This is a genomic window from Kistimonas ophiarachnellae (assembly GCF_057552235.1).
In genome coordinates this window covers 200,340-215,002 of sequence record NZ_BAAJPA010000004.1, presented here as the reverse complement: position 1 = coordinate 215,002, position 14,663 = coordinate 200,340, and the positions used below count along the sequence as shown (strand labels likewise).

The window sequence follows — 14,663 nt, the reverse complement described above, 5'->3', positions numbered from 1 at the left end:
TCAATCGCTTTAAGGCGAAGACAGCCATATAAAAGGTAATAAAACGGTGCTTTGGGTCTCAGGCTATTAACGGTTTTATTCCCCGCCTTCTGTTCCAGTGATCGCGTCTTTGCACAAACGGCTGGCGACTGTAAAGAATCATTCGCAACATAACAATGAATGATTAATACCGTTAGCATTCCTGACAAAAAAAAATAAAATTTGAATTTTTTTCCGAGTGACCAGTCAATCAGGTTGAGTAATAGAAACCTATGGATATCAGGAATCTTTTGGATTTATCGGAAAATTGAGTATTTACCATCTGGAGAATAGTAACAATGGATCACAATGTAAGGCAAAGATTTACTCAGTCACAAATGACATCACGACGCTACCACCCTTATTCGCGTGGAAGTCATTCTCAGACTTCGGCAATGACGTCAAGACCAGATCCACAGTCCTTTGCTCGACAGCTTCGCCATGTTGAACAGCCTTACTACTTCTATTACTACTACTATGTTCAAGAGCCCTACAATACTCAACAATTTCCCTCTAACCTTTTATCTTCACAATCACTTCAACAGTACAGTGTGGCATCTGTAGGTGGCAGCTCAGAATTATATAGCCTGCCTCTTTACGTTAATCAACTACCAGATCAGCAAGCGCCAGCACAACAGCAGCAGCGTCCATCGGAACATCAACCAAGCAGTTTTTTCCCCAGCATAACATATTTCCCTACAGTTCCCACTCAAATTCAACCATCGCAGCAGCATGGGCTACTGCCGCAACCTCAAATTCAACCATCTCAGCAGCATGGGCTACTGCCGCAACCTCAAATTCAACCATCGCAGCAGCATGGGCTACTGCCGCAACCTCAAATTCAACCATCGCAGCAGCATGGGCTACTGCCGCAACCTCAAATTCAACCATCGCAGCAGCATGATGGGCTACTGCCGCAGCCTCAAATTCAACCATCGCAGCAGCATGGGCTACTGCCGCAACCTCAAATTCAACCATCGCAGCAGCATGGGCTACTGCCGCAGCCTCAAATTCAACCATCGCAGCAGCATGGGCTACTGCCGCAACCTCGATTTTTTGGAAATCATCAATGAAAACATGGAAAATTATCAATTGTTTTTTGAGAACAAAGAAAACATCATACTCGAAAGGGACAGATTGCAAATACACATAACCACAATCTCAGCTTATGCAAAGCTACTTTGCAGGATCGGATCTGAATTCAGTTCTAAACCTCCTACCACAGTGATCCCCGATACCATTTATCAGGCATTAACTTGTACCGATGTAACAAACAAAGTAAATATAACAAGTTTATTGGAGCTTGCCTCAGGTTTATATGAAATAATTCATCGCACAAACTATACGCCGAAGAGTTCTGCTTTCGAATTGATACAAGATGCACTTAACACCGTGATCGACAGCATTAACTACCACCTTGCAAAAAACCCGGAATCAATATTATCCAATAATGATATGAAAACTGTTGATAACATGTATAAAATCTTTGTTAGACCTCTGAGAAATTTAACAAAAATTCCCGTATTACAAACCACCCCAGAAATTAGAAAAGAGCTACGCGAAAAAGCCATTTTAATGACCATAGAGATTATTCTCAAATACTTTAATAAAAATCAGCATGAACGTTTAATAACTGACGTTATAGATAATGGCCAGAAATATGGACAATACCTGTCAAATCTTAATATGCACATAGATAAAATCAATGCAACATTAAAAAAGACCTTTTTAGATTCAATTACTCCATCAAACAAACAGACCATCCTTCAACAAAAAAAATCATTGTTTTTTCTGATGCTCGATATATTAAATATTATTCGTGATAATGCCCCCCCTCGCTGGGAATATGACAAATCAAAGTTCGGAGGTATGATCAAGAGTCTGTCATCCACCTATGCACTCCTAGATAATTATCAATCATTTAATTCTGAAGAGAAAACTAAATACACAGAAAATTACGGAAAATTATTAAAGAAAACCGCAGAAACAAAGCAGTAAAAAAATGGAAAATCCACTACATTAATAACATTCCAATTGAACCTGTCAGATGAGTTGGCAACACTGCACCATCGACAATCACGGTCAGTTTTTTTGTCGTTAATATCCCGTTCCATGGCGCTGTACGTCACCATTTAGAACCGCAAGACGACAACTGTCACTGCTTACCGGATCGTCCGCCACACCTGCTTTTCAGGCAAGCGATTCTGGCCTGATTTATTTGCGCAAAGGTTAGCAAGGCATCTTTTAGTATTTTCATCATGCCTGATACTACTGTTGAATCATTGTTATTGCGTTATCTTAACCAATGAAACGAATATTGCAGTACTTGATGACCGTTTTATGTCTCGCTGGCATCAGTGACGCACACGACAACGGCATCGACACCGAACTCTTGAATGACCAGGCGCTAGAGATGATCAAACCTCCCTTTGCTAAAAAGCAACCCAGGACGCTGGAATACCACGGCCATCAGCGGATTGATGATTACTACTGGTTGCGCGACGACAGCCGTGAAGATCCTGAAATCCTGTCCTGGCTGAAAGCTGAAAACGACTATACCGATGCGGTCATGGCGCCTTATGCACCGCTCCGTGAATCGCTCTATCAGGAACTGATAGGACGTATCAAGAAAGACGACTCCACCGTCCCAGTGCTGGACAATGATTACTGGTACTACACCCGTTACAGTGGCGATGATGAATACCCGGTGCATGCCCGCAAAGCGGAAACCCTCGATAATCCTGAAGAGGTTCTGCTGGACGGCAATAAGCTGGCCGAAGGGCACGAGTTTTTCAGTATCGGCGATATGGATGTCAGCCTCAACAACCAGTTACTGGCATGGAGCGAAGATACAGTAGGTCGTCGTATATACACCGTTTATTTTAAAAACCTGCAGAACGGTGAACTGTTAACCGACCGTATCGAGCAAACAACAGGTGACGTTGTATGGGCAGCCGACAACCGCACCGTGTTTTACATCCGCCAGGATCCGCAGACACTGCTGGGTTACCAGGTCTTCCGGCATACACTGGGAACAGAGCAAAAAGATGATGTTCTGGTTTATGAGGAGCAGGACAAAAGCTTCTATACCGGCATTGACCGTACCCGAGATGACTCCACCCTTTTAATCAACCATGACAGCACCACGCAATGTGCCGTCTCACTACTGGATGCTACAACGCCAGAAGGTGATTTTACGCCGTTCCTCCCACGGGAATCGGATCATGAATACGACATTGCCAAACTGGATGACTGGTATTACATCCGCACCAACTGGCAGGCCACTAATTTCCGCTTGATGAAAGTGAAAAAGGCGCAAAGTGCCGACAAATCAGCCTGGCAGGAAGTGGTTCCCCATCGGGACAATGTATACCTCGAAGACTACCTGTTATTTAAAGATTCCCTGGTACTCAATGAAAAGGAAAACGGTATTTCGCGTATTCGCGTCATTCAACTGAGCACCGGAAAAGAACATCAATTGTCGTTTGATGACCCGGTTTTCGTCGCTCACTTTTCAGCTAACCCTTCAATAGATGCACCACGTGTCCGTATCTGGTACAGCTCAATGACCACGCCTGATACGATTTATGAATACGACCTGATCACCGGTGAACGGGAACAACTGAAGCAGAAAGAGATTCCCGGCGGATTCACCCCATCGGATTACGCCAGTGAACGCCTGTTCGTCACCGCAACAGACGGCACAGACATTCCCGTGTCACTGGTATGGCGCACTGACCGGTTTAGTAAAGACGGCACCAATCCACTCTATCAGTACGGCTATGGCGCCTATGGTTACACCATTGAACCGTACTTCTCCGCCAACCGGCTCTCCCTGCTGGATCGAGGCTTCGTTTATGCGATTGCCCATATTCGTGGCGGACAAATGCTGGGACGCCCCTGGTATGAATCCGGTCGACAGCAGCAGAAACGTAACAGTTTTACCGATTTTATTGATGTGACCCGTGCTCTCGTCGCGGAAGGCTACGCCGATAAAAACAAAGTGTTTGCATCAGGTGGTAGCGCCGGTGGCTTGTTGATGGGGGCTGTCGCCAATATGGCGCCGGAACTTTACCGGGGCATGAATGCCGACGTCCCGTTTGTGGATGTTGTCACCACCATGCTGGATGAAAGTCTGCCACTGACCACTAATGAGTATGATGAATGGGGGAATCCTAATAACAAAACAGATTACGATTACATGCTGTCGTATTCTCCCTACGACAATGTAACACGGCAGGATTATCCCAATATGCTGGTTACGACGGGTTTGCACGACTCACAGGTACAGTACTTTGAGCCAGCAAAGTGGGTGGCAAAACTTCGCGAATACAAAACAGACGACAATAAACTGTTGTTCTATACCAACATGGAAGCGGGCCATGGTGGCGCATCCGGACGTTACCAGCAACAGAAAGAACTCGCACTGGAGTATGCGTTTTTCCTGAGTCTGTTAGATCAGTTGCAGTGAACAATATGACGGCCTGAAAACTCAGGCCGTCATATCCGTGGCAATGCCTGTCACCCGCTGGTTACGGACATACTCACTGCCATTATTGGTCATGTTCAGCGGTGGAAAGTTTTCGGTAACCAGATGGTATTGCGCGGCCTGAACGCCGGAAATAAAAAAACAGAAAGCCAGTGCAAGAATGCGCATGATTCACTCCCCAGTACAACCGATTCTAACGAGTTATTATGTGGACTCGTTTATTATCGACTGCCAACCGGCTTGCCGGATTGATCGTTCCTGATCTTACCGACAAGCGGCCTGTCAGTTCTTGTTTAAAGCACGCTCGATTCTACCGTCAAAAGGCCATTGATTTCAGCCTTGAGGCGCATGCCACTGGCCAGTTCACCAACACCGGCTGGGGTACCTGTCAGCACCACGTCACCGGGACAAAGGGTGAAGTGATCACTGATATAGCTGATCAACGGCATAATCGGCATCAACATTTCAATGCTGTTACCGTGCTGGCGTATTTCACCATCAATGGATAACCGGAAATCAATATCGTCCCACCGCCCGATCCGCTCAGCGCAGACAAAAGGCGACAAAGGACATGCACCATCAAACCCCTTGGCGATCTCCCAGGGGTGTCCTTTTTCCTTTAATCGCCCCTGAAGATCCCGCAAGGTCAAATCCAGTGCCAGCCCGACACCCGCAATAGCCGTGATCGCTTCTTCAGGGGACACATGGCTGATTTCACAGCCGATGAGGATCGCAATCTCCGTTTCATAATGCACACTGCCACGCTGTTCAGGTAAACGAACAGGGTCTGAAAAGGGTGCAAGTGACGTTGCCGGTTTCATGAACAGCAGGGGTTCAGTCGGCACGGGATTATTCAGTTCACGGGCGTGTTCTGCATAATTGCGTCCGACACAGACGACCTTCCCAACCGGAAGCGTCGCCGGCTCCCCTTCGATGGTATGGCAGGTATAACGCATGGCATTCCTGTTGTTATCAGTGATGGTTAAATGCTGGTGCGCAGGCATTTTTGTTGTTTGCACTTTGCCGTTTCATCCTCTCCCGCGCTGGTCTAAGATGGAACAGTCGGTGGAGAGAAAATTATGAATGACAAACTCAATGCCCACATTCAGGATCTTCATGACCTGCTCGATGGTCAACCAGTCGATGAGTGCACGGCTGCCAGTCTGCGGCAGATAACCGATGAACTCGAAATCGCGCTGGCCAGGGCCGAAGGAAAAGTTCCCGTGGAAACCTTCAATGACCGGCTGGAAAAGGAAGCCATTGAATTCGCTGAGGAGCATCCTGCCATCGCCCAAACCATACGGCAGTTAATGAATACACTGAACAGTATCGGTATCTGAACCCACTGCCGGGCCGTTCCCCTCCGAACAGCCCGGCGCTTCTTACATATTACAGGTCAAATATCTTACCCGGGTTCATGATCCCGTCAGGGTCAAACACTTTCTTAACCCCTTTCATCAATTCAATTTCTGCGGCTGACCGGGTGTAAGTCAGGTAATCTTTTTTCAGCAAGCCTACGCCATGTTCGGCAGAAACCGAGCCACCATACTGCTGCACAATCTCAAACACCCAACGGCTGACCTTGTTACAACGCGAGAGGAATTCCTCCCGTGACAACGTCTCAGGCTTGAGAATATTCAGATGCAGGTTGCCGTCGCCAATATGACCGAACCAGATAATCTCGAAATCCGGATACTCCCGTGACACCACCGTATCAATCTCAGCGAGGAACGCAGGCACCTTCGACACCACCACCGAAATATCATTCTTGTAAGGCGTCCAACGGGAAATGGTTTCGCTGATGTCCTCCCGGCAGCGCCAGAGGTTGGCCAACTGAGCCTGGTTCTGACTCATCACCCCATCAACAACCCAACCATTTTCCACGCACTGTTCGAAGAGCTGCATCGCCTGATCGGCAATGGACTCATTCAGGCATTCGAATTCCAGCAGGGCATAAAACGCGGTTTCTGTTTCAAAGGGACGCTGAACACCGGCATGTTCGACAACTTTCGCCAGTGCTTTTTCTGAAAAGAATTCAAAGGCCGTCAAATCAATGCTGTTCTGGAAGGTATCCAATACCTTCATAACGTCGTCCATTTCGGGGACGCCCAACAGCAAAACGGTCAGATCTTTGGGCGGACGGGTCAGGCGCATGGTCGCTTCAACAATAAAGCCCAGCGTACCTTCACCACCGATAAACAGCTGCTGCAGGTCATAGCCGGTATTGTTTTTCAGCAGCCCCTTGTTGAATTCCAGTAACTCTCCGGTGCCCGTCACCACTTTCAGGCCGGCCACCCAGTCACGAGTCATGCCATAGCGAATCACTTTAATACCGCCGGCATTAGTCGCAATATTGCCGCCAACATGACTGGAACCACTGGAAGCAAAATCCACCGGGTAATACAGCCCCTGGTCTTCAGCGAACTGCTGCAGTTGTTCCGTTACGACACCGGGGCCGCAGACCACGGTTCGATCCACCGCATTAAAGTCGCTGATCGTATTCATGTAATCAAACGACACCACAATTTCACCATGAACAGCGACGGCACCTGCACTCAAACCGGTTCGGCCACCAGACGGCACTAGTCCGATATTATGCTCACGGGCAAAGCGGACGACAGCCTGCACCTGTTCGACAGCCTTCGGAAAAACGATGGCCAGGGGCGCCGGATCATGGAAACGGGTCCAGTCCCGTCCCCAGGTCTGCAGGGCGTCATCATCGGTGAGAACTCTTGCGGGCGCCACGCACGCGGTCAGCTGCGCCACCCGTTCGGCGCGGTCTTCCGGTGAAAGGGCGTTCTGCGGAAACTGCTCGCGGGTCATGCACTATTCCCCCGTATTCACGGAATTTTCCCCGTTTTCACGTATTTTTCATTATTGACCTGAACAAATTTCATTGAACAGGATTGTCCGTTCTTCTGGCAGGCTATGTTATCATCAGGCGCCTGCCGGAACACTGCCGGGCATGATAAAACACCAAGAATGAAGTCGGGATAAGCGAGCATGGCCACAACATCACTGGACAAGAGCAAGATTCGTTTTCTGCTACTTGAGGGCGTTCACCAGTCAGCTGTCGACACGCTGAAAGCCCAAGGCTATACCAACATAGACTATCTCTCGACCTCATTGCCGGATGATGAGCTGAAAGAGCGGGTTCGTGAAGCGCACTTCATCGGTATTCGCTCCCGGACCCAACTTACGGAAGAGATCTTTGCCCATGCGGAAAAGCTGATAGCCGTCGGCTGTTTCTGCATCGGCACCAACCAGGTTGAGTTGCAGGCGGCTACCCGTCGAGGTGTTGCTGTCTTCAACGCCCCCTATTCCAATACCCGCTCCGTTGCCGAACTGGTACTGGCGGAAGCCATCCTGCTGCTGCGTGGCGTTCCTGAAAAAAGTGCATTAGCCCACCGGGGTGTATGGCGTAAAAGCGCCAGGAATTCCTATGAGATTCGCGGTAAAAAGCTGGGCATTGTCGGCTATGGCAATATCGGCAGCCAGCTGAGTGTACTGGCGGAATCCCTGGGTATGGAAGTTTACTTCTACGATGTCGTCACCCGCCTGCCGTTGGGCAACGCCACCCAGATTCATGACCTGGACGAACTGCTCGGCATGGCCGATATCGTCACACTGCATGTGCCGGAAACACAGGCTACCCAGGAAATGATCGGCGAAGCAGAACTGGCAGCCATGAAAGACGGCGCCATTCTGATTAATGCATCCCGTGGCACGGTAGTCGCGATTGACGCCCTGGTTTCCGTATTACAAAGCCAGAAGCTGCTGGGAGCAGCCATCGACGTCTTCCCGGTAGAGCCACGTTCAAATGATGAAGAGTTTGTCTCTCCGCTAAGGGAATTCGACAATGTCATCCTGACACCGCACGTCGGCGGCAGCACCTTGGAAGCACAGGAAAACATTGGTAAAGAAGTCGCGGAGAAACTGGCGAAATACAGTGACAATGGTACCTCTCTGTCGTCTGTAAATTTCCCGGAAGTTGCCCTTCCGGCTCACCCCGGCAAGCACCGGATTCTACACATTCACAAGAATGTTCCTGGCGTACTGTCAGCTATCAACAACATCTTCTCTGACAACAACATCAATATCAGCGGTCAGTACCTGCAGACCTGTGAGGATGTTGGTTATGTTGTCATTGACGTCGAGGCGGATCAGAGCCAACTGGCGCTGGAGAAGGTTCAGGAGGTGAATGGCACCATTCGTTGCCGCATCCTTTACTGAACGACCAATGAAAATGGTCTTGTGATCGCAGCCAGGGGAAGGCACGCTGTATCAGGAGAGTTGTCCCGGTTTCTGATGGGCCAATCCTGAATCAGGCTGGGGGCGGGAGGTGAATTGAGTATCACTTATTTTAACGAGTGCAGGTAATTAACTAACCAACAGGGAACTGATTGCTGAAGGATATGTCGGATTTTTTTAGGGTGCTAATTAGAAGTATTCTGGCTTGAATTATTTCTATAGCACCCTATGAGACAAAACAGCAATCAAGCCATGGAGAAGATTATGGAGCGAATACCAGGAAACACAACGTCGCCTGGTTCAGCCAGGGGGGATCATAACGTAGATCATGGCCAGGCCGTCGGTGGAAAAGATAATGATGATGAAGCCTCGACAAGTGAAACGAAAAGCACTACGGATATCAGCGAGGCTGACAAAACGCCTAAAAAAAGGTTAGGGATACGTAAAAGTGATACAAATCTTTCCACCTCCCCTAAGCTCATAAGAAAACCAGCACCAGTCAGCGTACAAGCGTTGAATATCATCTATGAAAATTTATTAACTTTTCTCACTGACAATAAAGATAGCGATTCTAACATTATTAGCAGATTGAAAAATGCTGGAATTAATGCGAATCAGTCGGATGTTACTGGTAAAAGCCTGCTGCATATTGTAGCGAAGAGAGGCCAATATGATGCCGCCAGGGTTCTTTTAGACGCCGGGGCTGATTTATACAAGACTGATTCATCAAATCATACGCCACTGGACAACGCGATAATAAATAAAAAGAAAGGTCATCATATTTTCATTCTAATGCTGGACAAATGCGATGATATCAATATGCCCTTCACACCAGAAGGGCAAACCCTGCTGCATAGGGCAGCCAGTCATTCGAACGCTGATTGCATCAAAACTTTGTTAGCCAGAGGCGCTGCAGCCTCCATTAATAAAACTGATCAGTTGAATCGTACACCACTGTACTGTTTGGCTGCGGCAGACGACAATAAGAGTGGGGACACTGAATCCGTCAGGGTGCTGGTTGCCGCCGGCGCCCGTGTGAATCAAGGCACCAGTGAAATATATACACCGTTATCTATGGCTACCTATCGCTGCCGAAATACAGTAGTCCTTGCCTTGCTGGAGGCAGGTGCCAACCTGAACCAGTTGACATACAATGGCAACAGAATATTGCAAGATGCCATTTCGAGGTGTTCGGAAGAAGTCATCAATGCCTTGCTGGAAGCTTCGAGCAGCGTGAATCTTCCTGGCACGTCAGGGAAAACACCATTACACGAGGCAGTCGATCTGGTATCTGAGGTACATACTACAAACTTGATAAAAGCTGGCGCCGAGGTTAATAAACCCGATGACTTCGGTAATACACCATTACACGTAATTGCCCAAAAAGACCATTTCGAAAAATCGCATTTAAATATTTTCAATACTTTAATTGCAGCTGGCGCCCATGTGAATAAACTTAATCATTCAAATAACACCCCTTTACACAATATCTTCAGAAGAACGCATGATGAAAATCTTCAAACGTTCCTCCATGACACCAGTTTCAAGGCTATAGATTACGAATGCTCAATGAATTTGATCAATGCCGGAGCGCGCCTGAACATTCTCAACGCAAATGGAGAGACACCGTATGATCTCTTTAAGCAACAGGTAGATATAGATAAAATTACTGACACGAATTTTATAGATTTTATCGAAAGTCGTAAATTCCCTTCTCTTCAAAACCTCTGTGTAAACGTTATATTGGTGAATTTAAAAACGGCTTCAGATGAACAGATCCACTCTTTGGGCCTTCCAGGAAAACTTCAGGCATTATTAAAAACTAATGTTAGCTCTATACCTCAGACAGGAATGTAAGCTCTGCCCCATAAAAGTAACTTCAACCGCCGTTTTTCCTTACCCCATTCTTTATCCGGAACCAAAGGCGATGAAGTTTTCTTTATAGTCATCAAAGGCTGCACATTGAAATATTGTTAGTGATATCAACTTTATCTGTCACAGGTTACGTTCTGATCACCCGGGTCAACAGAACAATCAGGTTATGAAGCGCCTGCGTTTTTATCCTGTTCGTTTCTCAAATAGTTAAAGGTCATGTGTTTTAGCACTTTGCCTTGTACGCCAAACATAACTTCTACGACGTATCCTGTAGATTTTATTCTCCAGTCTGAAGAACGCTGCATACCTTTTGCAAGCGATTTAAAAACTTTTGTACCATATTTAAAAGACACTTCCAGGGCTCTTTCGCCATGTATTTTAGGGGTAACTTCTGGTAATTCAGCAACCTGTCGCGCCTTATAATTGCTATATTCCGGCGATGTCTTTATATCAAGCCTTCGTCCATATGCCGGGTTTGCCGTATTAATACCTGCCAATCCAAATAAGGTAAGTCTCATAATATCCTCCTTCATAAGGGTTTCCTGATATTCCCATCAATGATAGAGCGTTTTTCTTTTTCAAACATTAGACAAACGTTTAAAGAAAAGAAGAAAGTATGATGACCGGTCAGCATATTCGACTAAAGTATTAATGCTGAAAGAATGGTGCTGTTTCAATCAATAGACAGGCACCCCTTACTCGCATTGAAATATCACAAGGGTTAACAGGTTGAGCGGTTTTGCAACGGGCGGGTGTTCAGTGCTTTTCCTGAAAAGGAAAACAGAATGAAAGCGTCAAAGTCTCTCATTCTGTTAACCCTGCAAGACCCGACGATTACTTCATCGTCGGTATCACAAACTCTGCACCGCTGCGAATGCCGGTGGGCCAGCGCGAGGTAATCGCCTTGCGCCGTGTATAAAAACGCACGCCATCCGGACCATGCATATGCAGCGCACCAAACAGTGAACGCTTCCAGCCACCGAAACTGTGGAACGCCATGGGAACCGGGATCGGGACATTAATACCGACCATGCCAATCTGGATCTCGTGGGCATACTGGCGGGCGCAATCCCCGTCACGGGTGAAGATTGCCGTACCATTGCCGTATTCATGGGCATTGACCAGGTCAACCGCGCTCTTGTAATCCGGCACACGGACCACACACAGCACCGGCCCGAAAATCTCTTCCCGGTAGATCGTCATGTCGGCCGTGACATTATCGAAGAGGCACCCCCCCATAAAGTACCCGTTCTCACAGCCAGGCACTGTCAGGCCACGACCATCCACGACCAGCGAAGCGCCTTCTTCAACCCCCTTGTCCACATAGCCCTGGACCCTGGCCAAATGTTCACCGCTGATCAGAGGACCCATTTCCAGGCCTTTTTCCCGACCGTTACCGATCTTGAGTTCCGTCACCCTGGGCGCGAGCTTCTCGACCAGCCGGTCCCCGACATCCCCCACGGCCACGGCGACAGAAATCGCCATGCAGCGCTCGCCGGCTGAACCGTAGGCAGCGCCCACCAGGGCGTTCACGGCCTGGTCCAGGTCCGCGTCCGGCATGACGACCATGTGGTTCTTGGCGCCGCCCAGCGCCCTCACCCGCTTGCCATGGGCTGAAGCTGTCGTATAAATATACTCGGCAATCGGCGTCGATCCGACGAAGCTCACGGCCTCGATATCAGGATGCGTCAGCAGGACATCGACCGCCTCCTTATCCCCATTCACGACATTGAAGACACCATCCGGCAACCCGGCGTCTTTCAACAGCTCCGCCAGTCGCAGGCACACCGAGGGATCTTTTTCAGACGGTTTCAGCACAAAGGTGTTACCGCAGGCGATCGCCAGGGGGAACATCCACATCGGCACCATGGCCGGGAAATTAAACGGCGTAATGCCGGTAACCACGCCGAGGGGCTGGTTGACGGACCAGGCGTCTACCGACGTACCCACATTCTCGGTATGCTCGCCCTTGAGCAGGTGGGGAATGCCACAGGCGAACTCCACCACTTCCAGGCCGCGCACCAGTTCGCCGCAGGCGTCCTCGTAAACCTTGCCGTGCTCGGCGGTAATCAGGCCGGCCAGCTCATCCCGGTGCTTTTCCACCAGTTCCTTGAAACGGAACATCACCCGGGCGCGACTGAGTGGTGTCGTATCCCGCCAGGCCGGGAAAGCCGCCCTGGCCACGGCGATGGCCTTCTCCGTTTCTGCGACACTGGCCAGTGCGACAACACCGGTCTGCTCACCGGTCGCCGGGTTGAATACCGGCTGGGAACGCTCACTGCCGTCCGTTCGCAGTCCGTTGATAAAATGGGTATGGTTCTGCATAACTTCTATCCTGCTGACTGTAATCGTTATTCTGTCGCCCGGATGGCGTTTTCAAGCGTACTCACCAGCTGGTCAACATGCGTCTTCTCAATAATCAGAGGCGGCGACATGGCCAGGATATCCATGGTGCAACGTACCATCACACCATGCTCGTAAGCATTTTTGAAGACCTCGTAGCCACGCGCCCCGGGCTTGCCTTCCCGGGGCGCCAGCTCAACCGCAGCCACCAGCCCGGTGTTACGGATATCAATCACATTGGGCAGCCCTTTCAGGCTGTGAATGGCTTGCTCAAAATAGCTTTCCATTTCAATGGTGCGCTGGAACAGGCCATCCCGTTCGTAAATATCCAGTGTCGCCAGACCTGCAGCGGCGCCCACCGGATGGCCGGAGTAAGTATAGCCATGGAACAGCTCGATCATGTTTTCCGGGCCTTGCATGAAGGCGTCGTGTATTTCATCGCTGACGAAAACCGCGCCCATCGGAATGGCGCCGTTGGTGAGCCCTTTGGCAGTGGTGATGATATCCGGCACTACATCCCAGCGGGTTGAAGCAAAGGCTTCACCTACACGACCGAACCCGGTAATCACCTCATCGAAAATCAGGAGGATGCCGTGCTTGCGGGTAATCTCCCGCAGACGACGAAGGTAGCCTTTCGGCGGCATGATCACACCGCCCGAGCCCGACATCGGTTCGACAATCACCGCAGCAATATTGGAGGCATCGTGCAAGGCGACGATCTTTTCCAGTTCATCCGCCAGTTCTGCACCATGTTCTGGTAGCCCTTTGCTGAAGGCATTCAGTTTGAGATTGAGCGTATGAGGCAGGTGATCCACACCATTAAGCAGGGAGCCGTACACTTTCCGGTTATTGGGAATACCACCGACAGATATGCCGCCGAAATTCACGCCGTGATAGCCCTTCTCACGACCAACCAGTCGCTGACGGGTGCCTTCACCGCGTGCACGATGACAGGCAATGGCAATTTTCAGCGCGGTTTCTACCGATTCAGAGCCTGAATTGGTGAAAAAGACATGGTTCAGGTTACCCGGTGTGTGCTCAGTCAGACGTTCAGCAAATTCAAAGGCCAGTGGATGTCCCATCTGGAAAGGCGGCGCATAATCCAGCTGTGCCACCTGACGTGCAACCGCTTCGGAAATCTCCCGCCGCCCATGGCCCGCATTCACACACCAGAGACCAGCCGTGCCATCCAGCACTTTTTCGCCCTTGTCATTGGTGTAATACATGCCTTCCGCACTCGTAAGCATTCGAGGCTCAGCCTTGAACTGGCGATTGGCGGTGAATGGCATCCAGAAAGCGTCCAGCCCGGGCTTGCCGGCATCAGAACTGAAACTCATGGAAATGACTCCCTGTTATTATTCTGTCCAGACAGCCTGCGGGGATCAGAGCTGTCGTGGTGTCTTGTTATTTGTATCAGTGTCGTTGTCAGCAGGCTGTGCATCATATCCAGCCACACTGACTGTCAGGTATTTTTATCAGCGATTGCGCCTTCACGATGAAATTTAGCAGAGACATGTAAAATATATCAAACGCTAAATCACACATATTCCCTTCTATTTGTTTATTTTTGTCAAAAATATTGCATAAATCGTGACGGCAATAGTAGAGTCATGACCATACCACGACCGCAATACGCATGTTCAAAATACTGCGCAGCCTGTCAAACACTGAACCCCTGACAGGCGAC

General features: G+C 49.1%; 12 protein-coding genes. 5 read left to right on the top strand and 7 right to left on the bottom strand.

Annotated elements, in window-relative coordinates:
* Positions 1–714 precede the first annotated feature (714 nt).
* The gene (locus AC27K1_RS06575; protein WP_487149236.1) at positions 715–1,161 is read right to left on the bottom strand and encodes a hypothetical protein; all 447 of its coding nucleotides are present in this window, start codon (positions 1,159–1,161) and stop codon (positions 715–717) included.
* Here AC27K1_RS06575 and AC27K1_RS06570 point away from each other — a divergent pair.
* Entirely contained in the window at positions 1,156–2,016 is an 861-nt protein-coding gene (locus AC27K1_RS06570) for a hypothetical protein (RefSeq protein WP_487149234.1), read from the top strand. The genes AC27K1_RS06575 and AC27K1_RS06570 overlap by 6 nt on opposite strands.
* 331 nt (positions 2,017–2,347) lie before the next feature.
* Positions 2,348–4,489 carry a S9 family peptidase gene (locus AC27K1_RS06565; RefSeq protein WP_487149232.1) on the top strand — a complete coding sequence of 714 codons (2,142 nt, stop codon included), beginning with the start codon at positions 2,348–2,350 and terminating at the stop codon, positions 4,487–4,489.
* A 21-nt stretch (positions 4,490–4,510) separates the two neighbouring features.
* Here AC27K1_RS06565 and AC27K1_RS06560 read toward each other — a convergent pair whose 3' ends face one another.
* The gene (locus AC27K1_RS06560) at positions 4,511–4,675 is read right to left on the bottom strand and encodes a hypothetical protein (RefSeq protein ID WP_487149230.1); all 165 of its coding nucleotides are present in this window, start codon (positions 4,673–4,675) and stop codon (positions 4,511–4,513) included.
* A 125-nt stretch (positions 4,676–4,800) separates the two neighbouring features.
* Entirely contained in the window at positions 4,801–5,463 is a 663-nt protein-coding gene (locus AC27K1_RS06555) for a fumarylacetoacetate hydrolase family protein (protein WP_487149420.1), read from the bottom strand.
* 123 nt (positions 5,464–5,586) lie between these two features.
* Between AC27K1_RS06555 and AC27K1_RS06550 the strand changes: the two genes are divergently transcribed.
* Positions 5,587–5,847 carry a DUF4404 family protein gene (locus AC27K1_RS06550; protein ID WP_395180147.1) on the top strand — a complete coding sequence of 87 codons (261 nt, stop codon included), beginning with the start codon at positions 5,587–5,589 and terminating at the stop codon, positions 5,845–5,847.
* Between the two features lie 49 nt (positions 5,848–5,896).
* Here the strand turns inward: AC27K1_RS06550 and AC27K1_RS06545 are convergent, their stop codons facing one another.
* Complete coding sequence (locus tag AC27K1_RS06545) at positions 5,897–7,330, bottom strand: FAD-binding oxidoreductase (protein ID WP_487149228.1); 1,434 nt, start codon at positions 7,328–7,330, stop codon at positions 5,897–5,899.
* Between the two features lie 180 nt (positions 7,331–7,510).
* Here AC27K1_RS06545 and serA point away from each other — a divergent pair, with 180 nt between their 5' ends.
* Together serA and AC27K1_RS06535 are read left to right on the top strand one after the other, a co-directional pair.
* Positions 7,511–8,740, top strand: coding sequence for a phosphoglycerate dehydrogenase (gene serA, locus AC27K1_RS06540; protein WP_487149226.1), 1,230 nt, complete (start codon positions 7,511–7,513; stop codon positions 8,738–8,740).
* Positions 8,741–9,010: 270 nt separating this feature from the next.
* Positions 9,011–10,615, top strand: a complete 1,605-nt coding sequence (locus tag AC27K1_RS06535) for an ankyrin repeat domain-containing protein (protein ID WP_487149225.1) — start codon at positions 9,011–9,013, stop codon at positions 10,613–10,615.
* Positions 10,616–10,797: 182 nt separating this feature from the next.
* Here AC27K1_RS06535 and AC27K1_RS06530 read toward each other — a convergent pair whose 3' ends face one another.
* From AC27K1_RS06530 to aptA, 3 genes are all read right to left on the bottom strand, one after another.
* Positions 10,798–11,166 (bottom strand): hypothetical protein, encoded by a 369-nt coding sequence (locus AC27K1_RS06530; RefSeq protein WP_487149224.1) that lies wholly within the window; start codon positions 11,164–11,166, stop codon positions 10,798–10,800.
* 301 nt (positions 11,167–11,467) lie between these two features.
* The gene (locus AC27K1_RS06525) at positions 11,468–12,958 is read right to left on the bottom strand and encodes a CoA-acylating methylmalonate-semialdehyde dehydrogenase (protein ID WP_487149222.1); all 1,491 of its coding nucleotides are present in this window, start codon (positions 12,956–12,958) and stop codon (positions 11,468–11,470) included.
* A 26-nt stretch (positions 12,959–12,984) separates the two neighbouring features.
* Positions 12,985–14,313, bottom strand: a complete 1,329-nt coding sequence (aptA, locus tag AC27K1_RS06520; protein ID WP_487149221.1) for an omega-aminotransferase AptA — start codon at positions 14,311–14,313, stop codon at positions 12,985–12,987.
* Positions 14,314–14,663 lie beyond the last annotated feature (350 nt).

What these genes read in the sequence shown, in the direction of transcription:
- AC27K1_RS06565 (WP_487149232.1), top strand. Translation starts at nt 2,348, where the DNA reads ATGACCGTTTTATGTCTCGCTGGCATCAGTGACGCACACGACAACGGC.
- AC27K1_RS06560 (WP_487149230.1), bottom strand. Translation starts at nt 4,675, where the DNA reads ATGCGCATTCTTGCACTGGCTTTCTGTTTTTTTATTTCCGGCGTTCAG.
- AC27K1_RS06555 (WP_487149420.1), bottom strand. Translation starts at nt 5,463, where the DNA reads ATGCGTTATACCTGCCATACCATCGAAGGGGAGCCGGCGACGCTTCCG.
- AC27K1_RS06550 (WP_395180147.1), top strand. Translation starts at nt 5,587, where the DNA reads ATGAATGACAAACTCAATGCCCACATTCAGGATCTTCATGACCTGCTC.
- AC27K1_RS06545 (WP_487149228.1), bottom strand. Translation starts at nt 7,330, where the DNA reads ATGACCCGCGAGCAGTTTCCGCAGAACGCCCTTTCACCGGAAGACCGC.
- serA (WP_487149226.1), top strand. Translation starts at nt 7,511, where the DNA reads ATGGCCACAACATCACTGGACAAGAGCAAGATTCGTTTTCTGCTACTT.
- AC27K1_RS06535 (WP_487149225.1), top strand. Translation starts at nt 9,011, where the DNA reads ATGGAGAAGATTATGGAGCGAATACCAGGAAACACAACGTCGCCTGGT.
- AC27K1_RS06530 (WP_487149224.1), bottom strand. Translation starts at nt 11,166, where the DNA reads ATGAAGGAGGATATTATGAGACTTACCTTATTTGGATTGGCAGGTATT.
- AC27K1_RS06525 (WP_487149222.1), bottom strand. Translation starts at nt 12,958, where the DNA reads ATGCAGAACCATACCCATTTTATCAACGGACTGCGAACGGACGGCAGT.
- aptA (WP_487149221.1), bottom strand. Translation starts at nt 14,313, where the DNA reads ATGAGTTTCAGTTCTGATGCCGGCAAGCCCGGGCTGGACGCTTTCTGG.